Source organism: Streptomyces sp. NPDC050997 (assembly GCF_040660135.1).
Lineage (GTDB): Bacteria > Actinomycetota > Actinomycetes > Streptomycetales > Streptomycetaceae > Streptomyces.
Window position 1 is genome coordinate 63,320 of the sequence record NZ_JBFAGK010000020.1, and the last position, 22,567, is coordinate 85,886.

Genomic DNA, 22,567 nt, shown 5'->3' on the forward strand with positions numbered 1-22,567 from the left:
GATGACCAACCAGCCGTACGACGGGCCGTACGAAGGACAGCAGTACCGACGGCGCAGGCAGCACCAAGGGGAGCAGCAGGGGGAGCAGCCCGGGCAGCAGCAGTACCAGGGCGAGCAGCACGGGCAGCAGCCCCAGGGCTACGACCCGCAGGGCTACGACCCGTACTGGCAGCAGGCCTACGAGGATCCGCAGGCCGCCCAGCAGTACACGCAGCAGTGGCAGGGGCAGACCTGGGAGACCCAGATGCACCAGCCGGTGCAGCCGGTGCCGGCCGCCGAGACGGCGTATCTGCCGCAGCAGGCGCCCGCGGACCGGGCGTACCCCGCCGCCGCGGCGCAGCAGCCGCAGGCTCCCGGCGCTCAGGCCCACGGCGCTCAGGCCCCCCACACCCACGCTCCGGCACACGCGCGTACACCGGCGCCGGCCGCCGAGGAGCCGGCCTCCGGGTACGGCCCGGCCACCGTCGCCGGCAACACCCGCGTCACCGACGCCCAGCGGGCGAGGCTGGAGGGGCGCTCGCCGGTCATCGAACCCGGCATGCAGCCCGCCGCGCTCACCGCGCTCCTCGCTCTGCTGCTGTCCGGTACGGCGGCCATCGGCTCGTACGCCCTCGTGGTGCCCCTCGTCGTCCTCCAGGCGGTCACGGCCGCGGGCTGGTTCCGGCTGAACGGCATGTGGCCGGCCCGGCAGGGCATCGCGATGGCGTTCCTCGGGGCGCTGGTGGCGGACGCCGTACTGCTCGTGGTCGGCCGGGAGAACGGGCCCGCCGCGATCCTCGGCACGCTCGGTGTGTGGGTCCTGCTCTCCCTCGTCCTCCAGCTGCGCTCGCACGCCGACGCGGACGAGCGGATGTACGGCCTGATGGCGACCGTCGCCTCGGCGGCGCTGTCCATCGTCGCGGCCGGACACCTCGCGGCCGAGCCGGACGCGGTGACGGTCGGCGCGGCGGCGGTGGCGGTCGCCGTCCTGGCCCGCACGCTGCCCCTGCCGACCCCGGTCTCCGTGGTCGTCGCCCTGCTCGCCGCGGCGGGCGCGGGTATCGCGGTCGGTGGGATGACCGGCCTGGGCGCGAAGGGCGCGCTGCTGGGCGCGGGCGCGGCGGTGTGCGCGCTGATCGGGCACCGGGTGGCGAGCTACGACTACCCGTCGAGGTTCGTGCACTTCACGGCGGGAGTCGCTCTGCCGCTGGCGGCGGCCGCACCGGCGGTGTACCTGCTGGGGCGGGCGCTGACCTGACGCCGGCGTGGCGGGCGCCTGGCCGCCCGCCTCTCCTGTCACGAATGATCGACAATTTGCCGATCCCTTGCGAGCCCAGGGTTACCCTCACGTTCGGCGGCCACCCGGTCCGTCAACCGACCGTCGTCTGACCGCCGTCGTGGGGGACACCGCATGCGTGCACTGCGAATACTTCTGATCCTCGTCGTGATCTTCGGCGGCCTCTTCGTGATCGCCGACCGCGTCGCGGTCAACTTCGCGGAGGGCGAGGTCGCGGACAAGCTGAAGACCACCGAGAACCTGGACACCACCCCGGACGTCTCCATCAAGGGCTTCCCCTTCCTCACCCAGGTCGTCGGCGGCGCACTGGACGACGTCCAGGTCGGTATCAAGGACTACGAGGCGGACACCGGAACCGAGGGCGGGACGATCCGTATCGACGACCTCGAAGCGAACATGAAGGGCGTCGAGTTCTCCGGCGACTACAGCTCCGCCACCGCGTCCACCGCCACCGGCACGGCGTCCGTCACCTACGCCGAGCTGCTCAAGACCGCCAAGTCCGAGCCCACCCAGGTCGCCCCCGGCGTCACCGCCAACATCGTCGGGCTCTCCGACGGCGGCAACGGCAAGATCAAGGTCGCGGTCGAGGCGACGGTGCTCGGCACCAAGCTGCCGAACCCGGTGTACGTGCTCAGCACCGTCACCGCCGAGGGCGACATCGTGCGGGTGCACGCGGACCAGCTGCCCTCGTTCGGCGGTGTCGACCTCGCCGAGAACCGGGTCCGGGCCATCACGGACTTCGAGCAGAAGATCGAGGGGCTGCCCGGCGGCATCCAGCTCGACAAGGTGCAGGCGGGGAAGAGTGGTGTGGAGATCACGGTGAAGGGTTCGAACGTCAAGCTCGCGGGGTAGGACGGGCCGGGAATGGGGCACGGGCCGCGCGCGACCGCGTCGCCGTCCGAGGGGCGAGACGCTCCAGTCCGTACAGCAGATGTGATGACGGCTTCATGCGCCCGGCAACCGTGGGATCATGGCCCGGGTGCCGTTTTTTTCTCACATCGCGGACGATAGCGTCTCAGAATGCGACACGCCGGTGACATGGCTGCCTCTCCATCCCTACGATCGATACCTATGAAGCGACAGGCGGACCTCACGAAGCGGCGGGCAGTAGACCTGTGCCGCGTCGCCGCCATGCTCTGTCGCACCTTCTGAGCGGAAACGCCGACTCCGCATGCAGCCTGCCCCGATCAGGGCATCCCGCGCATGCGCCGATCCCGGCCCGACCGCGCACCCCTCGCACTCGTACGCCCCGCCGTAACTGCCCCGGAGGAGAAAGAGCATGAGCCGCAGCGCCGTCCTGGTAGACGCCGACTGGGTCCAGGACCACCTGGACGACCCGACCATCGCGCTCGTGGAGGTGGACGAAGACACGTCCGCCTACGAGAAGAACCACATTCGCAACGCCATCCGTATCGACTGGACGAAGGACCTTCAGGACCCGGTCCGCCGTGACTTCGTCGACCAGGAGGGCTTCGAGAAGCTCCTCTCCTCGAAGGGCATCGCCAACGACACGCTGGTGATCCTCTACGGCGGCAACAACAACTGGTTCGCGTCGTACGCCTACTGGTACTTCAAGCTGTACGGCCACGAGAACGTCAAGCTTCTCGACGGCGGCCGCAAGAAGTGGGAGCTGGACGCCCGCGAGCTGGTCGAGGACGTGCCCGAGCGCGCCACCACCTCGTACACGGCCAAGCCGCAGAACAAGGCCATCCGCGCCTTCCGTGACGACGTCGTCGCCGCGATCGGCTCGCAGAACCTGGTCGACGTCCGCTCGCCCGACGAGTTCTCCGGCAAGCTGCTCGCCCCCGCGCACCTGCCGCAGGAGCAGTCGCAGCGTCCGGGTCACGTCCCGTCCGCGCGCAACATCCCGTGGTCGAAGAACGCCAACGACGACGGCACCTTCAAGTCGGACGACGAGCTCAAGGAGCTCTACGCCGAGGAGCAGGTGGACCTCGCCAAGGACACCATCGCCTACTGCCGCATCGGTGAGCGCTCCGCGCTCACCTGGTTCGTCCTGCACGAGCTGCTCGGCGTGGAGAACGTCAAGAACTACGACGGCTCCTGGACCGAGTACGGCTCCCTCGTCGGCGTGCCGATCGAGCTCGGCGCCAACAAGTAGTCCCACCGACCGACCTTTCAAGACCTCTTCAGGAGTACGACATGTGTGGAGCGAAGGCCGGCGGCCCGGACGCCTCGACGATCAAGCCCGGTGAGACCACCATCCAGGGTCAGGTGACCCGCGACGGTGAGCCGGTGGTCGGATACGTCCGGCTGCTCGACTCGACCGGCGAGTTCACCGCGGAGGTCCCCACCTCCGCCACGGGGCAGTTCCGCTTCTACGCGGCCGAGGGAACCTGGACCGTCCGCGCCCTCGTCCCCGGCGGCAGCGCCGACCGCACGGTCGTCGCCCAGCAGGGCGGCCTGGCCGAGGTCGCGATCGCGGTCTGACGACGGCCGGCCCAACAAGGCATTGAAGGGCCGCACCCCAAGGGTTGGACACCTGGGGTGCGGCCCTTCGGCACGCCTGCCCCGCCGCCCCGGCCTACCCTGGACGTATGTACGCACGGCGACGTCACACCTACTTCGCCATGATGGGCATCTGCATCACGCTGTTCGTCCTGGCCTGGGGAGTCGTACGCATCTGGTCGGTCCCGGTGGCCGTCGGGATGTGCGTGGTCGCGATGCTCATCCCGCCGCTCGCGGCGATGGTCGCGAACCGACGCGGCCCCGACGACCGCTGGTGGGACGACCCCTCCGGCGACCCGAAGTCCGACGAGTGGTGGGACGAGCTGGACGGGCGGAAACGCCCGCGGTAGGAAGGCCCGCGTCGTCTCAGTAGACGAGCGCCTGTGTCTCGTCTCCCAGGGCCTCCTGGACGAAGACCTGCGCGCCGGCGATGCGTACGCCCTCGATGACGTCCTTCTCCGTGATGTCCCGTCGGGCCGCGCACTGCGTGCACAGGGTGACCCTGCCGGCCGACAGGACCGAGTCGAGGAGGTCGGGCAGCGGGGCGGCATGCGGGAGGTCGAACTCCGCGGCCCGCCCCGGGAGCGCGAACCACGCGGACTCACCGGTCAGCCACAGGGACACCTCGACACCACTGGCCACGGCCACCGCCGCCACCGTGAACGCCTGCGAGCAGCGCTCGGGAGCGTCCGCCCCGGCCGTCACCTTGATCACGAGCTTCTTCGCCATGCCCGAATCGTAATCAACTCCTCTACAACTCCGGATATTGACTGAGGGTCTCCTGTGAGCGCGCATACGGAATGCGCGCTTCGCGTTCTGTGGGGGGACGTCTTGGAATTACCCGAAGAGGCGGCAAACGTACGGGTTGAGCCGGTTGTACCGGTCGCTCCGGTGGGGGCGCCCGTCGTGCCGTTCGAGCCCGGCCCGGTCCGGCCGCGCCGGCGTGGGCGTACGGCTCTGCTGATCGCCGGTGCCGCCGTGCTCGGTGTCGTCGCCGGTACCTGCGCCGGCTATCTCGTGCAGGCCGACCGTGAGCCCACGCGGCTCGGCCCGCTCTCGCAGCCGAACCTGGCGCGGGCGAAGGGCGAGGGGCCCGAGCCGCTGTCCGCCGCCCGGGACCGGCGCGTGAAGACCGACGGCGACCTGCGCAGGCTGCTGCTGAAGAAACCGAGCGGGGCGAAGGACGACGACTGGCTCACCGGTTCCGACGGCTGGATGGACCTGGCCGAGTACGCCGACACCCACGAGAAGCCGAAGGTGGCCTTCGGCTACCTGGGCGGCGGCGAGTTCCGCCGGGCCGCCGTCACCGGCTGGGAGGGCGGCGGCAAGTCCATAGTGAAGGCCCGGCTGGTCCAGTTCCGCCAGGAGGAGACCCTCGCCGCCGCCGAGTCCGCGGAGAGCGGCAACTACTGGGCGGAGGACGCCGACTCCACCGACAGCTGGGTCATCCCCGGCACCGGTGACGGGATGGCGTACGTCCACAACGTGCCCGACACCAAGGCCGGCTACCTGCCGATCTACAGCGCGGAGGCACACGCCTGGCGGGGCGACATCGCCATGGAGATCTGGGTCTACGACGCGAAGCCGATCCCCAAGAAGACCATCCTGGACCTGGCCACCCGGCAGATGGAGCGGCTGTGACCGAGAACCCCGACAACACAGCCACGCAGCCCGAACCGGCAGCGCAGCCCAATACGGTCGCGGAGGTGGGCGAGCCCGCTCCGGCGAGCGAGATCACCCCGGCCACCCAGAACGGGCCGTCCGCTGTGGGTGTCCCGGCGGCTCCGGCCGCCGACGTCGCGCCGGTGGGCCCTGTCGGTCCCGTTGTCCAAGTGGGTGGCGTGGGGTTGCTCGCGCCCGTGGCGTCCGCCGTGGACGGTGTTCTCCCGGCGCCCTTTCCCGGGCCGGCCGGCAAGAACGCGGTGCTTCGTCGCCGTATCGCCGCGGTGGCGGGTTCGCTGTTGCTGGTCGGGGCGGTTGTGGCGGGGGTCGGGTTCACCATGGTCACCGTGGGGGACGCCGACCGGGATGCCGGGGCGCCCGTATGGGAGTTCCCGAAGAGCGCGGTCGAGGAGGAGAAGCCGGTGACCGCTCAGGGGCTCGCCGGCCTCTTCGTGCCGTACGGGACCGACGGCTGGACCCGGGGGCCGGACCTCGGCGAGTACGGCTTGGACGCGCGGCTCAGCGGGGCCCAGGCGACCGCCCTGCGCAAGGAGTCGCTGAGCGATCTGCCCCGCACCCAGCGCAGGCAGCTGGAGAAGGAGATCGACCGGCAGCGTCTCACTGGCATGGCGATGCGCAGCTACCTCAACTCGGAGGCGAGCGCGTTCGGCAAGAACGAGGAGATCTACACGGTCAGCATCACGCTCGCGCAGATGGAGTCCAAGGCGGCGGTCAAGGACATCTCCACGTTCCAGCGGGAGTTCCTCGACGCCCTGGAGATCTTCCGTGAGGGCCCGGAGATCAAGGGCCACAAGAACGCCGAGTGCTTCCTGCCGCCCAAGGACGCCGACACGGAACTCGACACCATGTACTGCTCCGCGTACCAGGGAGACGTCCTGGTCACCGCCACGGCGGACGGCGCCGAGCCGCTCGACACCGAGGGAGTCGCGCGGCTGCTGCGCGAACAGCTGGACCGCATAGCCGAACCGGGGGAGGCGGTATGAGCACCGACCAGCCACAGATCAAGGACCCGACCGCCGAAGGGAGCGGGACTTCACCCGCGGCACCGCAGGCACCCGTCGTCGTCGAGCAGCCGCAGGCCCTCCTGCCCCCGCCGCCCGAAACCCAGCCCCTCACGGCACCGAATCCCGGTCCGCCCCCGCCCAAGGACCGCCGAATCCTGCGGGCGGTCCTCCGCTGGACCGCCGCCGTCGTCGTCCTCGCGACGGTCGGGGCGGGGACGGCGTACGGGATCACCCGGATGGAGCGGACGGACGTACCGGGTCTCGCGACGGAGTCGGACGGGCGCTGGGCGTACCCGGAGCTGACGAAGCCGCCGCTGCCGTCCGGCAGCCCGGAGCCGTTCACCGGGACGAACAAGGCCGCCGCGCACTACGCCGACCTGCGGGCCCTTCTGCTGCCATCCCCCGAGGGCGCCACGGAGGACGAGGCGCTGCGCGGCTCGGACGGCTGGCTGCCGACGGAGGACTTCCTGGCGGAGTATGCGCGGGACGAGCGCGACGAGTACCGGCAGGAGCTGACCGACAACGGCCTGAGGCACATCGCGGCCCGCGGCTGGACGACGGACGACGGCACGCACACCCGCGTCTACCTCCTCCACTTCGACACGGCGGCCGTCGTGGACGGGCTGTACACCTCCGACCTGACCTCGCCCAGCAACCCCGGCCACATGCTGCGCGACACCGAGGCGATCGCCTTCGACGACGACTTCCCGGGGTCCGCCCAGGTCGATGACGTCCCGCACTCGGTCTACGTCGAGAACAAGCCGTACGGTGCCGAACAGGTCCGGCAGGCGTATCTGTCCGCCGGTGACGTCCTCGGCGTGGTCATCCAGTCCCGCAAGGGCGCCGCGAAGGCCGTTCCGTTCCAGCAGACGGTGATCCTGCAGTCCCAGCTGCTGGGCTGAGCCCCGCGAGGGCGTACCTCGCACGGAGCCACGGGTCCCGGCCGCGTAAGCTGGGGCCCGCTCTGTGTACCGCCCCATAACGATCGTCCGAGGAGCACTCCGTGCTTGAGGTTTTCTTCGAAGCCCTGCTGGTCCTGGTCTGCGTCGGAGTGCTCGGCTTCGCCTGGCTGACCGTGAAGAAGCTGTACCAGGGCCAGCGCTGACCCACGTCTAGGAACTGCTGCTCATGATCGAGATCCCGTCCGACCTCCACAAGGACCTCGTCCCCCTCGCCTTTCTGCTCGGCGACTGGGCGGGCGCGGGCGTACACGACTTCCCCGGCTCCGAGAAGTGCAACTTCGGACAGGAGGTCTCCTTCGCCCACGACGGCCGGGACTTCCTGGAGTACCGCTCGCACACCTGGGTGCTGGACAACGACGGCAACAAGGTCAGGCCGCTGGAGTCCGAGTCCGGCTTCTGGCGGATCGACGCCGACCGCAAGGTAGAGGTCACGATGACCCGCGACGACGGCGTCGTCGAGATCTGGTACGGCGAGCTGGCCCGCCAGAAGCCGCAGATCGACCTGGTCACGGACGCGGTCGCCCGCACCGCCGCTTCCGGCCCCTACACCGGCGGCAAGCGTCTGTACGGCTACGTCAAGTCCGACCTCATGTGGGTGGGCGAGAAGCAGACCCCCGAGGTCGAGCTGCGCCCCTACATGTCCGCCCACCTGAAGAAGATCGTCAGCCCGGAGGACGTCGAACGCTGGGCCAAGGCCCTCCCCGACGACATGCCGGACGACGGCATCGCGTTCTTCAAGTAGGCGTCCCGCACCTCCGCCGGCCGACCCTTCTACGTCCCCCGTGCCGCAGTGGCCCGGGGGACGTTGTGCGTGGCCCGTCCGGAGCGCCTGAACGGCGTTCTGTCGGCCGAGCCGTGACCCGGTCCGCCCCGGCCTAGACTGGCTACGTGGTGAGCACCGACTGGAAGAGTGATCTCAGGCAGCGCGGCTACCGGCTGACGCCGCAGCGGCAACTCGTGCTCGAAGCCGTGGACACGCTGGAGCACGCGACCCCGGACGACATCCTCGTGGAAGTACGCAAGACGGCGTCGGGGGTCAACATCTCCACGGTCTACCGGACCCTGGAGCTGCTGGAGGAGCTCGGGCTGGTCAGCCACGCGCACCTCGGGCACGGCGCGCCGACGTACCATCTGGCCGATCGGCACCATCACATCCACCTGGTCTGCCGGGACTGTATGAACGTGATCGAGGCGGATGTGAGTGTGGCCGCCGAGTTCACCGCCAAGCTCCGGAACGAGTTCGGCTTCGACACGGACATGAAGCACTTCGCGATCTTCGGCCGGTGCAAGGACTGCTCCCTGAAGGGTTCAACTACCGAGTCGTAGGCTTAGGGATATGAAGAGCCCTCTGCTGACCCTGCCCGGCGCCGTCCCCGCCGAAGGCGTGGACGAAGGCGTCGCCGCCCACTACGGCGACCTGTTCCGCGAGCAGCGCGCCCTCGCCGACGGCAACGGCTTCGTCGACCTCTCGCACCGCGGAGTCGTCACCGTCTCCGGCGACGACCGGCTGAGCTGGCTGCACCTGCTGCTCACCCAGCACGTCAGCGACCTGCCGACGGGCCAGGCCACCGAGGCGCTGATCCTGTCCGCGCACGGCCATATCGAGCACGCCCTGTACCTGGTGGACGACGGCTCGACGGTCTGGGCGCACGTCGAACCCGGCACCCAGGACGCGCTGATCGCCTACCTGGAGTCGATGAAGTTCTTCTACCGGGTCGACGTCGCCGACCGCACCGCGGACATCGCGGTCGTCCACCTGCCCGCCGGTTCGATCGCCGAGGTCCCGAAGGGCGTCGCCGTACGCGAGACGGCGTACGGCCGTGATCTGTTCCTCCCGCGCGCCGAGCTGGAGGCGTACGCCGAGAAGTCCGGCCCCGCGGTCGGGATCCTCGCCCACGAGGCCCTCCGCGTCGAGCAGCACCGCCCCCGCCTCGGCTTCGAGACCGACCACCGCACCATCCCGCACGAGCTGGGCTGGATCGACACCGCGGTACACCTCGAGAAGGGCTGCTACCGCGGCCAGGAGACCGTCGCCCGCGTCCAGAACCTGGGCAAGCCCCCGCGCCGGCTGGTCTTCCTCCACCTGGACGGCAGCGAGGTCCATCTGCCGCCGGCCGGCACGGAGATCCGCCTCGCGGACGACGAGCCCGACGGCCGCAAGATCGGCTTCATCACGACGTCCGTACGGCATCACGAGCTCGGCCCGGTCGCCCTGGCCCTGGTGAAGCGGAACGTGCCGTTGGACGCGCGGCTGGTGGCGGGCACCACCACGGCGGCGGCCCAGGAAGTCGTCGTAGAGCCGTAGACGTCGTCGCGGAGCCCTAGATCTCGACGAGTACGGTGAACGGGCCGTCGTTCGTCAGCGAGACGCGCATCCGCGCGCCGAACCGGCCCGTCGCCACCGTCGCGCCCAGCTCGCGGAGCCGGGCGACCACCTCGTCGACCAGCGGCTCGGCCACGTCGCCCGGGGCGGCCGCGTTCCAGGTGGGGCGGCGGCCCTTGCGGGCGTCGCCGTAGAGGGTGAACTGGCTGATGACGAGGAGCGGCGCGTCGATGTCGCTGCACGACCTCTCGTCCGCCAGCATGCGGATCGACCACAGCTTCCGGGCGAGTTGGGCCGCCTTCTCCTTGGTGTCCTCGTGGGTCACCCCGACGAGGACACACAGTCCCTCGCCGTCGATCTCCCCGACCGTCTCGCCGTCCACGACGACGCTCGCGCCGTCAACCCTCTGCACCACCGCACGCATACGACCATCATGCCGGGTGGTCGACAGTGCTCCGCACGGGCCTTCTTTTTTGACGCATACCACCCAATCTTGGGCGGATCGTGGGTACTCGGTCACATAGCGGCCACTTGGGGTGGCACGATGCTTGCACACGCCGGTCGAGGGGACGGTAGAGGCACATGAGAACACCGAGTACCGGGCAGCTGGGCACCCAGCGGCCGCCCGTGCAGCGCACCGACAGTCCGCTGCTGCCCGCTGACCCGCCCGAGCACGAACTGACCGCGCTGAACCTGCCCGAACTGCGCACTTTGCGCCGGGACGCGCAGCGCGACGAGGCCGACCTCAGCTACGTACGACGGCTGCTGCAGGGCCGTATCGACATCCTGCGGGCGGAGCTGGGGCGGCGGTCCCCGGCGGGGCCGGCGGCCGTCGTGGCCGTGGGGGAGCCCTCCGTGGTCGAGCGGCTGTCGGAGATCCTCACCGACGCCCCGGCCCGGCACCGCTCCTCCGCCCGCCATGTGACGCTGGGCACCCCGCACAGCGAGGAGTACCGGCTGCTGGCCGCGGAGATGCTCGCCGAGGTCGAGCTGTCGGACCTGGAGGCGCGCACGGACCTGGAGTTGAGCACGGCGATGGGACGGCTCGTACGGTACGAGCAGCGGGTGTCCCGGCGTCGGCAGCGGCTGCAGCGGACGGCCGACGACTGCAGCGCGGAGATCGCCCGCAGGTACCGTGAAGGGGAAGCTCAAGTAGACGACCTGCTCATCTGACACGGCGGCCGTACCGGCGATCCCGGGCCCGCTGTCGGGGCGGGTCCCCTCTCTCCGGAAGGCCACCGCCGATGTCCGCGTCCGCCGCCAACTCCGCGTCCGCCGCTGTTCCGCCGCCGGTGCCGTCCGTACCGCCCGTTCTCGCGGAGGTCGTCCGCTCCGGGTTCGTCGAAGGACGGCACCGGGGCAGTCTGGTCCTGCTGGATGCCGGCGGGGGTGTGGAATGGGCCCTCGGGGATGTGACGGTCCCGGTCTTCCCGCGCTCCTCCAACAAGCCGATGCAGGCGGCGGGCGTGCTGCGGGCGGGCCTGGACCTGGCGGGCGAACGCCTCGCACTGGCCGCGGCCAGCCACTCCGGCGAGCCCTTCCACCGTGACCTGGTCCACAAGATGCTGGACGAGTACGGGCTGGACGAGGGGCTCCTCCAGTGCCCGCCCGACCTTCCGCTGGACGCGGAGGAACGGGAGACGTATCTGGCGTCGGGCGCGGTCCGCGCCCGCGTGACCATGAACTGCTCCGGCAAGCACACGGCGATGCTGGCGGCGTGCGCGCTGCGGGAGTGGCCGCTGGACTCCTACCTGGACCCGGCTCACCCCCTCCAGCAGCTTATCCACAGGGGTGTGGAGGAGGCGGCGGGCGAGCGGGTGGCCGCCGTGGGCACGGACGGCTGCGGCGCGCCCCTGATGGCGATCACTCTCACCGGCCTGGCCCGCGCCTACCGCTCCTTCGCCCTCGCCGCCCCGAACACCCCCGAACACCGCGTCGCCACCGCCATGCGCGCCCACCCCGAGTACGTCGCCGGCACTCGCCGCCCCGACACCTGGCTGATGCGCGAGGTCCCCGGCACCCTGTCGAAGATGGGCGCGGAGGCCGTCCAGGCGGTCGCGCTCCCGGACGGCCGCGCCCTCGCCTTCAAGGTGGAGGACGGCGGCCTCCGAGCCCTGGGCCCCGTACTGGCCCGCGCCCTCACCCTCATGGGCGTCAAGTCCCCGGTCGTCGAACGAATCGGGCGGGCACCGCTGCTGGGGGGAGCGGCGGAGGTGGGGGAGATCCGGGCGGCGTTCTGAGGGGTGCGTGATCCGTGGTCCGTGGTCCGTGGTCCGTGGTCTCGGCCGGGGGTCAGGGGCGACGCCTCGAAGGGAACTTGGAGGCCCCTGACGGCTTTCGGGACGGCACCCCCGCCAGGGGTGCGAAGGGGCAGCCCCCAGGGTCCAGGGGCAGAGCCCCGCGAGGGGTGCAGGGGACGCAGTCCCCGCCGGGGTCCGGAGCGGAGCCCCCCGGTGGGGTCGAAGGGGCGACGCCCCTGGGGATGGGACGGGTAGGGGCGGCGGGGGCGAAGGGAAAAACCCCCCGCGACACCCCGCCCCGCCGACCTAACGTGGCCCCATGACCCGCCCGCACCCCGACATCGACATACGCCCCGTCACCGAACCCGAACTCGCCGACTGGCTGCGCGCCGTGAACACCGGGTTCCTGCGCGCCCCCACCGTCCCGGACAGCGACCTCGAAGCCCGCCGCACCCAGTTCGAACCCGGCCGCTTCCTCGGCGCGTTCGACGGCGGCCGGTGCGTCGCGACATTCCGGTCCTTCGACCAACAGCTCACCGCCGTCGGCGGCGCGACCGTCCCCGCCGACGCCGTCACCGGCGTCACCGTCACCCCGACCCACCGCCGGCACGGCCTGCTCACCCGCATGATGGCCCGGGACCTCGCCGTCGCGAAGGACCGCGGAGACGTCGTCGCGACCCTGATCGCCGCCGAGTACCCCATCTACGGCCGCTACGGCTTCGGCCCCGCCGCCTGGATGACGGAGTGGACGATCGACGTCCCCCGCACCGGCCTCGACCTGCGCCGCCCCGTCCCCGACGACGGCGGCCGTATCGACCTGGTGGACGGCGACGACGTCCGCAAGCTGGGCCCCGAACTCCACGAGCGGGTACGCCGAATCCAGCCGGGCGCGGTCAACCGCGACGAGATGTGGTGGCGGGTCCACACTGGGGTCGTACGGTTCGACCCGACGTGGACCGAGCCGTTCTACGCCGTGTACCGCTCGCCCGAGGGCGAGGTGCAGGGGCTGGCCACGTACGAGTCGGACGACAACTGGCACGACAAGCAGCCGCACAACACGGCGACCGTGAAACAGCTGATCGCGTCGACCCCGGCCGCCGAGCGGGCCCTGTGGCGCTACCTCTGCTCGATCGACTGGATCACGCACGTCAAGAGCGGCTGGCGGGCCCCCGACGACCTGCTCCCGTTGTTCCTGCCCGACCCGCGGGCGGCCAGGATCACCGCGCAGGCGGACTGGCTGTGGGTGCGGCTCCTGGACGTCGTACGGGCGTTGGAGGCGCGGACGTACGAGGGGGAGGGATCGCTGGTGCTGGAGGTGACCGACCGGGACGGGCTGGCCGGCGGCCGCTACCGGCTGGAGGCGTCTTCGGAGGGCGGTTCCTGTACGCCGACGACCGCCGACGCAGACCTCACCCTAGACGTGGCCGACCTGGCGGCGCTGTGGCTCGGTGACGAGTCTGCCGTACGGCTGGTGGCGCTGGGGCGGGTGCGGGAAGAACGAGCGGGCGCCGGCCGGTCGGCCGACGCCCTGCTGCGTACGTCCAGGCGTCCTTGGTGCCCGGACATGTTCTGAGGCTCCTTCCACTCGGCGACAGGTTCTGCTGCTCGGCATCCGTAGCGAGCTCTTCAGTTGTGGCTGTGCTGGTCCTGACTGTCTTGAGTTGTGGCTGTGCCAGGTGTCGACCGTGTTCAGTTGTGGCTGTGCTGACCGACCGGACTCCCGGCTCCCCTCCGGAAGGGAGCCCGGTCAGCCTGACTGGGCGAGCAGCATCACGAGGATCACCGCTCCGATGCCGCCGATCGCGGCGCTCTTGGCCTTGACCCCAACGGTGAGCGCGACAAAGGCGACGATGCCCATCGCGCCCAGCTTCCACTGGACGATCTGTTCGAAGCCGACGGCGAGGGCGGCGATGGCTATGGCGATCAGCGGCATGTCGGTCCCCCTTCGGGACGGTGGTCCCTGTCGGTCGCCCACCTGGCCAACCTTTCGAAAGTTTGACCACGTTGCTTAAGTTGGCGACCAACTTCACTGTACTTATCTCCACTTGGATGCGTCTCATAACCACCCTTCAGTGAAGTGCTCAAAGATGGCGGGAAGTTGTAGTGTTTGGTCGTGGACCCGAAACACGCCGCCGTCAATGGGCGGAAGAGGGCACAGCGGCCACACACGTCACATCACGAGGTGGCCGACGAACTGCGCGCCCGGATCCTGTCCGGGCGGCTGCGGTCGGGCGAGCGCATGCCCACCCAGGCCAAGCTGGCCGACGAGTTCGGGGTCGAGCGGGGAGTCGTACGGCAGGCGCTGCACATCCTGCAGTCGGAGCGGTTGCTGACCAACGTATCCAAGGGGAGCCCGGCGACCGTGGCCCCGGATCCGGGCCTGACCAGGACATCGGTCGGTCCCGCCGCACCTCCGCTGCCCACCACGGTGGCCCTCGCGCCGCGGATCGCCGCCGCCTTCGCCGCCCCGCACGTCGAGATCGACGCCCTGTGTCTGACCTCGGTCTCCCTCACCCTCGCCATGGGCGAGCCGCTGCGCGAGATCCACGCCGGGCGACTGAATCCGGCCAAGGTCGACGTCCGGGTCCTGCTGCCGAGCCGGGACATCGACCTCGCCTTCCCGGTGCCGGTCGAGGGGCGCGGGGACGACGATCCCGTACACGAGCGCTGGCTGGCCCAACGCAACGCCCAGGGACAGGTGCTGAAGCACAACCTGCTGGCGCTGCGTGCCACCCACGGCATCGACGTGCACGTCACCTTCCGCGCGCTGCCCTTCACCCCGCCGGTGAAGCTGTACCTGCTCAACGGGGCGGAGGCGCTGTTCGCGTACTACACGCTGGGCCGCCATGAGGCGGAGATCGACCACGAGTACCTGGAGACGTACGACGCCGAGGGCACCCAGTCGATGCTCTTCGCCTTCGAGCAGGGCGCCGGCCTGCGGGACACGACCTTCGTGGAGCAGTCCCACCTGTGGTTCAACGCACTGTGGGAGACGATCAGTTCGGAGCTGACGCTCACGAGCTGATGTCTCCCACAGCGGGCTGACCGGGGTGCCGTCGACCTGGTCGACTCATAGGGCGGGCCCCGCGACCAGCAGTGCGAGGACCACGGCTCCGAGGGAGCTGACGGTCGGGTTCTTGGCCTTGATACCTATGGTGAGCAGGAGCAGACCGACGGTGCCGACGGCGCCGTACTTCCACTGGACGGTCTGCTCGACACCGACGACGAACACGGCGGCGAGGAGGGCGATTGCAGGCACGGTGGTTCCCCCTTCAAGTGGTCCGGCAGAGACCTTGCGGGCGAGAGGAGGCGAGGCATTAACCAACTGAACCAAGTTGGCAACCAACTCTAAGATAGTTGTCCCCACTTGGCACCCACCTATAAACAACTTTCAAACAACTCCCCATAGATGGATCTAAGTTGTAGCGTTTGGTCGTGACCCAGGAGAACGTGGCAGTGAACGGCAGCAGAAGGCTCTCGCCCCAGGAGATCGCCGATGTCCTGCGGGAACGGATCCGCACCGGCGACCTGAAGACGGGCGACCGCCTGCCCACCCAGGCCGAACTCGCCGAGGAGTTCGGCGTGGAACGCGGCACCGTCCGCCAAGCTCTGCGCGCCCTCCAGGACCTCGGCCTCCTCAGCAACGTCAGCAAGGGCAGCCCGCCCCGCATCGCGGAACCGGCCCGGGCGGTGGGGGAGCAGCCGCAGCCGACGATGGTGGGCCTCGCGCCCCGCCTGACGGAGGCGTTCGCGGCACCGCACGTCCGCGTGGACGCGGCCTGTCTCACCGCCGAGTCCCTGATGCTGGCCCTGGGAGCGCCAATCCGTCTGATCCACGAAGGCAAAATCCGCCCCGAGTCGATCGACGTCCGCATCCTGCTGCCCTCCCGCGAGATCCCTCTCGCGTTCCCCGTCCCGGTGGAGGGCCGCGGCGAGGACGACGACCCGGTCCACGAGCGCTGGCTGGCCCAACGCAACGCCCAGGGCCACGTCCTCAAGCACAACCTCCGCGCCCTGCGCTCCTCCCACGGCATCGACGTCCGGGTCAGATTCCGCGCGCTGCCCTTCACCCCACCGGTGAAGCTGTACCTCCTGAACGGGGAGGAGGCGCTGATCGCGTACTACATGATCACGCGCCGGGAGGAGGCCTCCGACAGCGGAACCATGGACATGTACGACGTGCTGGGCACCGAATCCCTCCTCTTCTCCTTCGAGAAGCGGACAGGTCAGCGGGACGCCTCCTTCGTGGAGGAATCAGAGAAGTGGTTCGACGCCCTCTGGGAAACCATCACGACGGACCTGACACTCTCCTAGTGACTTCTGATACGACGCAGACTGAACCCGTGGCAGCGGAGACCGTGGCAGCGGAGACCGAGGCGGTGCGCGACCTGATCACCCGCGCGCGTGTCGTGCTCTGGGACTTCGACGGCCCGATCTGCCGCCTGTTCGCCGGCCACGCGGCGGACAAGGTGGCGGACGACCTGGTCGACTGGCTCGAGGGGCGTGGCCTGCACGGCCTGCTGACGGACGAGGAACGCAGGTCCCTGGACCCGCACATCGTCCTGCGCGCCCTGGACCGCAGACACCCCGGCAGTGACCTGGTCGACGAGTTGGAGGAACGTCTCACCCAGGAGGAACTGCGGGCCACGATCTCGGCGATGCCCACGCCGTACGCCGACCCGCTGATCCGCACATGGAAGGCGGTGGGGCGTCGGCTGGCGATCGCCACGAACAACTCCCCGCAGGTGGTCCGCACTTACCTGGAAAGCCGCGACCTCACCTCCTGTTTCGCGCCCCACATCTACGGCCGAACCCAACAGCTCAACCACCTCAAGCCGGACCCGCACTGCCTCAACCGCGCCCTGAACGCGATGGGTTCGGCCCCCTCGGACGCCCTGATGATCGGCGACACCCCCTCGGACCTGTACGCCGCGAAGGCGGCGGGGGTCCCGTTTCTGGGCTACGCGCGTAACGAGCGCAAGGAGAAGCTGCTGCGGGACGCGGGTGCCACGGTGACCGTCTCCTCGCTGGAGCCGGTGCTCAGGATGACGCGCGCTCAGGCCTGAGTCATCAGCAGCGCGAACACCACGGCCGCCCCGACGGCGAGGCCGCCGCGGCGCGCTCGCACTTGCGACGAAGAGGTCATGGCGCTCGACGTGCTGGGCCTGGGCGCCACCCTCACCCACTACGTGAAGGACGCCGAGCCGAACTCGCCCGGCACGGTCTTCGTGGACAGCATGGAGAAGTGGTTCAAATCGGTCTGGGAGTTGTTGTCCGAGTAGGACGGGTCCTGGTGCCGCGACAGTGCTGCGACAGGGCCGCGACAGGTTTCGGCGACACCTGAGCGGGTCAAGTGGGGCTCTGTCGGCTTGCTGTAGCATGCCCGCACCGACTGAGCAATCGCTCGCCTTCGTTCGTATGGAAGGGCCTACAAGGCCAACCTCGAACACCTCTCATGCAGAAAGTGGCAAACCACCCGTTGGAGCCACGCGAGCGCCACTCTGTCGAGCGCTTCCCCCAACCCTGTGCTTAACGTTGCCGTAGCTTCCCCCTTCTCGTACCCGGAGCGGCCAGTGGGCGCACGTCCAGTTCCCCGTCCCTCCGCCGGGGAGCGCGCCACACCCGAGGCAGCGCATCGGGCGTTCATGTTGAGGGCCGTCGCGCAAGGCCAGTCCACCAGTGGGCACCACAACCAGAACTATGTGTCGCAGCTGAGCGAACCGATGGCGGGACTGCTCGGGCGCGCGCCCGGTACGTCCGTCACCGTGCGGGTCCGGCGGACCGAGGCCTTGCCCGTGGTGATCAGGACCTGGCAGAACGAGGCGGAGATCCTCAACGCCATCAAGGGGATCCTGCCCCACGTGCCGGAGTGCCTCGCCGAGGGGGACCACTTCGCCCTCCACAGCTATGTGGAGGGCGTGCCCCTCTCCACCGTCTGCGGGAACGGCAAACCCGTCGACACCCTGCTCATCGGGGCACTGGCCGAGCTGCTCGCCCAGATGGCCCAGGTCCGGCGCGGGGCGCTGCCGCCGCTGCCGTCCGTCTGGCCCAGCAACGACATGGACAGCCAGGGCTTCCTGCGCACCCTGGCGTACTTCGCGGACCGGCAGATCAGACGCCCCAACTGGGATGCGTTCGGTGGGTTGTTCGCGGCGCTCGGGATTCCCGGGGACGCCCTGGTGCGGCTGGCCGAGCGGGTCCCCGTGATGTCCCGGAGGCCGTACAGCCTGCTCCACGCGGACCTGCACCGTGACAACCTGATCATGTCCTACGCCGGTGACCCGCCCCTCATCTGCGTCGACTGGGAACTGGCGACCTACGGCGATCCCCTGCACGATCTCGCGACGCACCTGGTGCGCATGCGGTATCCGACCCACCAGTGGGACGAGGTGATCGAGGCGTGGGCGGGGGCCATGCAGCGTACGCGTCCCGCCGCCGTCAACGGCCTGACCAGGGACCTGCGCCATTACCTCGCCTTCGAACGGGCCCAGTCCGTCTATCCGGACGTGATGCGGGCCGCGCAGTCGCTGGAGCAGGCCAGCACCCGGAAGAGCCTGGACGAGGCGACGGCGGAAGTGCGCCGCGCCCTGGAAGCGGCGGAGGAGCCGCTGCGGCTCAAGAAGCTGCCGGGCAAGAGCGAGATCGAGCGGGCCCTGTTCCGCTGGCTGACCTCCAGGAGCGGCCGCTCCTACGAGGGGCAGGGACGGCTCGCGCAGACCTTCCGGTGGCAGCCGGACCGGCGTCTGCCCGAGCATCCGGACTTTCCCGCCTCCGCCGTGCGAGAGGCTCTGGTGGCGGAGGGGGCCGCCCCGGCGGGCCGGGTCTTCAAGGGGACCGCGCATCTCAACACCGTGGTCCAGGTGCCGAGCATCTCCTTTCCCGTGGTCGTGCGGCGAAGGCTGCCCGACGTCTGCCGTCGGGAACGCAGTTTCCTCAGCGAGCACGCCGTCCTGCGGGCCATCGAGCAGGCCGACATCGCCGTGGCGGCGCCGAGAGCGCTGGCGCTGGGCGAGAGCTACCCCAACGACCTCTTCGCCATCCACACGTACGTCGGGCCCCGCGCCATCGACAAGCTCCCCAACCATCCGGTACACGGACTGCTGCCGCACGAGGCGGACGGGCTCGTCGACCAGCTCTGTGCGCTGACGGAGGTGAAGTACAAGCAGGTCGACCCGGCAGCCGGTGAGGGCGGCTTCCATCAGTGGCTGCGGGCCAGCCTCGTCTCGCTGGTTCGGGAGCTGCCGAAGGAGTCGCAGCACCTGGCGAGGCTCCTCGGGTTGCCCGACGCGGACGGTCTGCGACGGATCCTGTCCCGCCACGAGGTGAGCCACCGGAGGCCGGCCCTGCTGCACGGCGACCTGAACCCGTGGAACCTCGTACGCCGTGACGACCCCTTGGCCCTGACCATCATCGACTGGGAGATGGCCCTGGTCGGGGATCCGCTCTACGACCTGGTCCGGCACATGCATCTCACGCCCACCCGGCCGGAGATCCGGGAGCGCATGTTCCGCCGCTGGGAGAAGAAGCTGCAGCCCGAGTACACGTGTGACTGGCGCAAGGACTGGGGCGTGTACCGCTGGATCGAGATCGTCCGGTCCGCCTACGTCGACCTCGACCGGCTGGTGACCGGGGCGAGCCTGGATGCCCCCAACGTCCGCCGGGCCGTGGACTCGTACGCGATGACCCTGGCGGCCGCGAGGGGCTCGCTCGGTCTGCCGGCCCGCTCTACGGCGAACCCCTATCTGGCCCGGGCTCTGGCGTAGGGGACCAGGTCTCCAGGTCGGCAGTGGTTACGCTCACCCCATGAGCGAGACCGGTCTGCGTGAGCGCAAGAAGCGGCGGATGTACGAGGTGGTGTCGGAGGTCGCGATCGGGCTCTTCCTGGAGAAGGGGTTCGACGCGGTGTCCGTCGCGGAGGTCGCCGCCGCGGCCGAGATCTCCAAGCCGACCCTGTTCCGGTACTTCCCGGCCAAGGAGGACCTCGTCCTGCACCGGATCGCCGATCACGAGGAGGAGGCGGCGCGGGTCGTCGCCGGTGAGGCCGCGCCCCTCGGCGCGCTGCGGCGGCATTTCCTGGACGGGCTGGAGCGGTGCGATCCCGTCACCGGGCTCAACGACGATCCGCGGGTACTCGCCTTCCACACGCTGCTGTACGGGACTCCCGCGCTGGCGGCTCGTGTGTACGCGTACCAGGAGCGGTCCGAGGCCGCGCTCGCCGAGGCGCTCGGCGGGGGGCTGGAGGCACGGCTCGCCGCCGGACAGATCATCGCCGTCCGGCGCATCCTCGCGCTGGACAACTGGCGACGGATCGCCGAGGGGGAGCAGGTGGCGGACGTACGGGCGGACGCGGTGGCCGCCGCCGAGCGGGCCTTCGGGCAACTGGCGGTCGGGTTGCCCCATCTCGCGTGAATGAGACTGAGTAAATAATGTAACTCGGTTACGGTATTCCGGTACGCTCGGTGGAATGACGTCACCCGACCCCGCTCTCCAGGACACTCAGGACACCCAGGACACTCTCCGCGCCTCCCTCCGTCAGGAACGCGGCCACCACGACCGTTGCCGCGCCGCCCTCGCCGCCATGGTCGACGGGGCCCAGGAACACGTCGTCACCGGTGTGGACGTCTCCGCCTCCGGGGCCGACGCCGAGGTTCTCGGGTACCGCCTGCGCAGCCAGGCCAAGGAACTGCGGGAACTGCCCGAAGGGCCCCTGTTCTTCGGGCGGCTGGACTTCGGCGGGAGCGCGGGGGACCACTCCGGGCAGCGATACCACATCGGGCGCCTTCGGATCAGCGAGCACCCGGCCGTGCCGCCCCTCGTCGTCGACTGGCGGGCGCCCGTCGCCCGCGCCTTCTACCAGGCGAGCGCCCATGAGGCACAGGGCGTCGCGGTGCGCCGGCGGTTCGGCTGGGCGCCCGGCAGCCGGGGCGACTGCGCCGACCTGACCGGGCTGGAGGACGAGCACCTCGGCCGGGGAGAGTCGCGGGCCAGCGGCATCGTCGCCCGGGAGATCGAGCGGCCCCGGGTCGGCCCCATGCGGGACATCGCCGCGACCATCCAACCCGAGCAGGACGATCTCGTACGAGGGGACCTGCCCGTCTCGGTGTGCGTGCAGGGCGCCCCGGGCACCGGGAAGACCGCCGTCGGACTGCACCGGGCCGCCTACCTGCTCTACACCCACCCGCAGCGCATCCGCCGCGGCGGACTGCTCATCCTCGGACCCAACCGGACCTTCCTCTCCTACATCGCGGAGGTGCTGCCGGCGCTCGGCGAGACCGGCGTACGGCAGTCGACCCTCCAGGAGGAGATCGCACGACAGCACCGGATCACCGGAGTCGACGACGAGCGGACCGCCGTCGTCAAGCACGACGCCCGGATGGCGGAGGTGCTGCGGCGGGCGCTGTACGCGCGGGTGTCGGGGGGCGCGGAGGGTGGGGAAGGTTCTGGCGGGGCCCTCGGCGTGCCCGACGGGACATATCGGTGGCGGGTGCCCGGTGGCGAACTCGCGCGGATCCTGCGTGGCGTACGCGCCGAGGAACCGCCGTACGCGGTCGGGCGGGAGCGGGTGCGCAGCCGGGTCGTGCGGTGCGTGCAGGCGCAGGCGGAGCGGCGGGCGGGGCCGCGGAGCAACGCCTGGCTGCAGAAGATCTCACGGTCGCGGGCGGTCGGGGCGTACGTGGACGCCGTATGGCCGCGGGTGCGGGCGGAGGAGGTGGTGGCCGAACTCCTCACCGACGGGGCGGTGTTGGGGGCGGCGGCGGACGGACTGCTGGACGCCGACGAGCAGCGGGCGCTGCTGTGGGCGAAGCCGCCGCGGTCGTGGAAGTCGGCACGCTGGTCGGCCGCCGACCTGGTCCTTCTGGACGAGGTCGGCGGTCTCGTCGAGCATCCGGAGGGGTACGGCCATCTCGTCGTCGACGAGGCACAGGACCTCTCCCCGATGGAGTGCCGGGCGATCGCCCGCCGGGCCGCCTTCGGGTCGCTCACCGTCCTCGGCGACCTGGCGCAGGGGACCACGCCCTGGGCGGCGCGGTCCTGGGGCACGGTGCTGCGGCACCTCGGGAAACCGGACGCGGCCGTGGTGCCGCTGACCATCGGGTTCCGGGTGCCTCAGGCCGTCGTGACGCTGGCGAACCGGCTGTTGGAGAGGCTGGAGGTGGACGTCCCGGCGGGGCGATCGCTGCGCGGGGACGGGGAGTTGCGGATCCGGGAGGCGGCCGCGGACGGACTGCTCGACGTGGTCGTGGACGCCACACGGGACGCGCTGGCGTGCGAGGGGTCGGTCGGGGTCGTCGCGGCGGACGCGGACGTGGACCGGGTGCGCGCCGCGCTCGACGCGGCCGGGATCGCGACGGCGGGGCCGCAGGAGTTGGGCGCCCGGCTGAGCGTCGTCCCGGCGAGCCTGGTGAAGGGCCTTGAGTACGACCATGTCGTCGCCGTGGAGCCGGCCGCGATCGCGGAGGCGGAGCAACGGGGGCTGCATCGGCTGTACGTGGTGCTGACGCGGGCGGTGTCGCGGTTGGACGTGGTGCACGGGCGGCCGTTGCCGTTCTAGGACGGGTCCAGGGGGACAGGTCCAGGGGACAGGTCCCGGGGGCAGTTCCTGGGCGACGACC

Annotated in this window: 26 protein-coding genes; 22 read left to right on the forward strand and 4 right to left on the reverse strand. The window is 70.4% G+C overall.

Annotation, left to right across the window (positions count from 1 at the left end):
* Position 1: 1 nt before the first annotated feature.
* From AB0H86_RS34085 to AB0H86_RS34110, 6 genes are all read left to right on the forward strand, one after another.
* Positions 2-1,237 (forward strand): hypothetical protein, encoded by a 1,236-nt coding sequence (locus tag AB0H86_RS34085; protein ID WP_362447800.1) that lies wholly within the window; start codon positions 2-4, stop codon positions 1,235-1,237.
* 153 nt (positions 1,238-1,390) lie between these two features.
* Positions 1,391-2,128 carry a DUF2993 domain-containing protein gene (locus tag AB0H86_RS34090; protein WP_362447803.1) on the forward strand — a complete coding sequence of 246 codons (738 nt, stop codon included), beginning with the start codon at positions 1,391-1,393 and terminating at the stop codon, positions 2,126-2,128.
* A 219-nt stretch (positions 2,129-2,347) separates the two neighbouring features.
* On the forward strand, positions 2,348-2,428 hold the full coding sequence (locus AB0H86_RS34095; RefSeq protein WP_350310325.1) for a putative leader peptide: 81 nt from the start codon (positions 2,348-2,350) through the stop codon (positions 2,426-2,428).
* Positions 2,429-2,555: 127 nt separating this feature from the next.
* Positions 2,556-3,395, forward strand: coding sequence for a sulfurtransferase (locus AB0H86_RS34100; protein ID WP_362447806.1), 840 nt, complete (start codon positions 2,556-2,558; stop codon positions 3,393-3,395).
* A 41-nt stretch (positions 3,396-3,436) separates the two neighbouring features.
* Positions 3,437-3,724: a DUF1416 domain-containing protein gene (locus tag AB0H86_RS34105; RefSeq protein ID WP_362447809.1), complete on the forward strand. Its 288-nt coding sequence runs from the start codon at positions 3,437-3,439 to the stop codon at positions 3,722-3,724.
* Between the two features lie 107 nt (positions 3,725-3,831).
* Entirely contained in the window at positions 3,832-4,092 is a 261-nt protein-coding gene (locus tag AB0H86_RS34110) for a DUF3099 domain-containing protein (protein WP_362447812.1), read from the forward strand.
* A gap of 16 nt (positions 4,093-4,108) precedes the next feature.
* Here AB0H86_RS34110 and AB0H86_RS34115 read toward each other — a convergent pair whose 3' ends face one another.
* Positions 4,109-4,471: a DsrE family protein gene (locus AB0H86_RS34115; protein WP_362447815.1), complete on the reverse strand. Its 363-nt coding sequence runs from the start codon at positions 4,469-4,471 to the stop codon at positions 4,109-4,111.
* A gap of 177 nt (positions 4,472-4,648) precedes the next feature.
* On the opposite strand from AB0H86_RS34115, the gene AB0H86_RS34120 reads away from it, so the two are divergent.
* From AB0H86_RS34120 to AB0H86_RS34145, 6 genes are all read left to right on the forward strand, one after another.
* Positions 4,649-5,383, forward strand: coding sequence for a hypothetical protein (locus AB0H86_RS34120; protein ID WP_362447818.1), 735 nt, complete (start codon positions 4,649-4,651; stop codon positions 5,381-5,383).
* The gene (locus tag AB0H86_RS34125) at positions 5,380-6,408 is read left to right on the forward strand and encodes a hypothetical protein (RefSeq protein WP_362447821.1); all 1,029 of its coding nucleotides are present in this window, start codon (positions 5,380-5,382) and stop codon (positions 6,406-6,408) included. The genes AB0H86_RS34120 and AB0H86_RS34125 overlap by 4 nt, the downstream gene beginning before the upstream one ends.
* Positions 6,405-7,331, forward strand: coding sequence for a hypothetical protein (locus tag AB0H86_RS34130; RefSeq protein WP_362447823.1), 927 nt, complete (start codon positions 6,405-6,407; stop codon positions 7,329-7,331). Before AB0H86_RS34125 ends, AB0H86_RS34130 begins: the two co-directional genes overlap by 4 nt.
* Before the next feature lie 226 nt (positions 7,332-7,557).
* Complete coding sequence (locus tag AB0H86_RS34135; protein WP_362447826.1) at positions 7,558-8,133, forward strand: FABP family protein; 576 nt, start codon at positions 7,558-7,560, stop codon at positions 8,131-8,133.
* A gap of 146 nt (positions 8,134-8,279) precedes the next feature.
* Positions 8,280-8,717 (forward strand): transcriptional repressor, encoded by a 438-nt coding sequence (locus tag AB0H86_RS34140; protein ID WP_362447829.1) that lies wholly within the window; start codon positions 8,280-8,282, stop codon positions 8,715-8,717.
* Positions 8,718-8,727: 10 nt separating this feature from the next.
* Complete coding sequence (locus tag AB0H86_RS34145; RefSeq protein WP_362447832.1) at positions 8,728-9,696, forward strand: folate-binding protein; 969 nt, start codon at positions 8,728-8,730, stop codon at positions 9,694-9,696.
* A gap of 16 nt (positions 9,697-9,712) precedes the next feature.
* On the opposite strand, the gene dtd is transcribed toward AB0H86_RS34145, so the two are convergent.
* Complete coding sequence (dtd, locus tag AB0H86_RS34150; protein ID WP_362447835.1) at positions 9,713-10,138, reverse strand: D-aminoacyl-tRNA deacylase; 426 nt, start codon at positions 10,136-10,138, stop codon at positions 9,713-9,715.
* A gap of 158 nt (positions 10,139-10,296) precedes the next feature.
* On the opposite strand from dtd, the gene AB0H86_RS34155 reads away from it, so the two are divergent.
* The 3 genes from AB0H86_RS34155 (at position 10,297) to AB0H86_RS34165 (ending at position 13,527) form a co-directional block, all read left to right on the forward strand.
* Entirely contained in the window at positions 10,297-10,887 is a 591-nt protein-coding gene (locus AB0H86_RS34155; RefSeq protein ID WP_362447838.1) for an aerial mycelium formation protein, read from the forward strand.
* A 71-nt stretch (positions 10,888-10,958) separates the two neighbouring features.
* Positions 10,959-11,954 (forward strand): asparaginase, encoded by a 996-nt coding sequence (locus AB0H86_RS34160; RefSeq protein ID WP_362447841.1) that lies wholly within the window; start codon positions 10,959-10,961, stop codon positions 11,952-11,954.
* A 319-nt stretch (positions 11,955-12,273) separates the two neighbouring features.
* A complete protein-coding gene (locus tag AB0H86_RS34165) occupies positions 12,274-13,527 on the forward strand; it encodes a GNAT family N-acetyltransferase (protein ID WP_362447844.1) in 1,254 nt (417 codons plus the stop codon).
* Between the two features lie 174 nt (positions 13,528-13,701).
* On the opposite strand, the gene AB0H86_RS34170 is transcribed toward AB0H86_RS34165, so the two are convergent.
* Positions 13,702-13,887: a hypothetical protein gene (locus AB0H86_RS34170; protein ID WP_362447847.1), complete on the reverse strand. Its 186-nt coding sequence runs from the start codon at positions 13,885-13,887 to the stop codon at positions 13,702-13,704.
* A 174-nt stretch (positions 13,888-14,061) separates the two neighbouring features.
* On the opposite strand from AB0H86_RS34170, the gene AB0H86_RS34175 reads away from it, so the two are divergent.
* Positions 14,062-14,979, forward strand: coding sequence for a GntR family transcriptional regulator (locus AB0H86_RS34175; protein ID WP_362447850.1), 918 nt, complete (start codon positions 14,062-14,064; stop codon positions 14,977-14,979).
* Positions 14,980-15,024: 45 nt separating this feature from the next.
* Here the strand turns inward: AB0H86_RS34175 and AB0H86_RS34180 are convergent, their stop codons facing one another.
* Positions 15,025-15,213, reverse strand: a complete 189-nt coding sequence (locus AB0H86_RS34180; RefSeq protein WP_362447852.1) for a hypothetical protein — start codon at positions 15,211-15,213, stop codon at positions 15,025-15,027.
* A gap of 170 nt (positions 15,214-15,383) precedes the next feature.
* Here AB0H86_RS34180 and AB0H86_RS34185 point away from each other — a divergent pair, with 170 nt between their 5' ends.
* The 6 genes from AB0H86_RS34185 (at position 15,384) to AB0H86_RS34210 (ending at position 22,506) form a co-directional block, all read left to right on the forward strand.
* Entirely contained in the window at positions 15,384-16,268 is an 885-nt protein-coding gene (locus AB0H86_RS34185) for a GntR family transcriptional regulator (RefSeq protein WP_362447855.1), read from the forward strand.
* Positions 16,268-17,020 carry an HAD family hydrolase gene (locus AB0H86_RS34190; RefSeq protein WP_362447858.1) on the forward strand — a complete coding sequence of 251 codons (753 nt, stop codon included), beginning with the start codon at positions 16,268-16,270 and terminating at the stop codon, positions 17,018-17,020. The genes AB0H86_RS34185 and AB0H86_RS34190 overlap by 1 nt, the downstream gene beginning before the upstream one ends.
* 78 nt (positions 17,021-17,098) lie before the next feature.
* Positions 17,099-17,236, forward strand: coding sequence for a hypothetical protein (locus tag AB0H86_RS34195; protein ID WP_362447860.1), 138 nt, complete (start codon positions 17,099-17,101; stop codon positions 17,234-17,236).
* Between the two features lie 363 nt (positions 17,237-17,599).
* Positions 17,600-19,717: an aminoglycoside phosphotransferase family protein gene (locus AB0H86_RS34200; RefSeq protein ID WP_362447862.1), complete on the forward strand. Its 2,118-nt coding sequence runs from the start codon at positions 17,600-17,602 to the stop codon at positions 19,715-19,717.
* Between the two features lie 40 nt (positions 19,718-19,757).
* The gene (locus tag AB0H86_RS34205; protein ID WP_362447865.1) at positions 19,758-20,363 is read left to right on the forward strand and encodes a TetR family transcriptional regulator; all 606 of its coding nucleotides are present in this window, start codon (positions 19,758-19,760) and stop codon (positions 20,361-20,363) included.
* Between the two features lie 55 nt (positions 20,364-20,418).
* Positions 20,419-22,506, forward strand: coding sequence for an AAA family ATPase (locus AB0H86_RS34210; protein WP_362447868.1), 2,088 nt, complete (start codon positions 20,419-20,421; stop codon positions 22,504-22,506).
* Positions 22,507-22,567 lie beyond the last annotated feature (61 nt).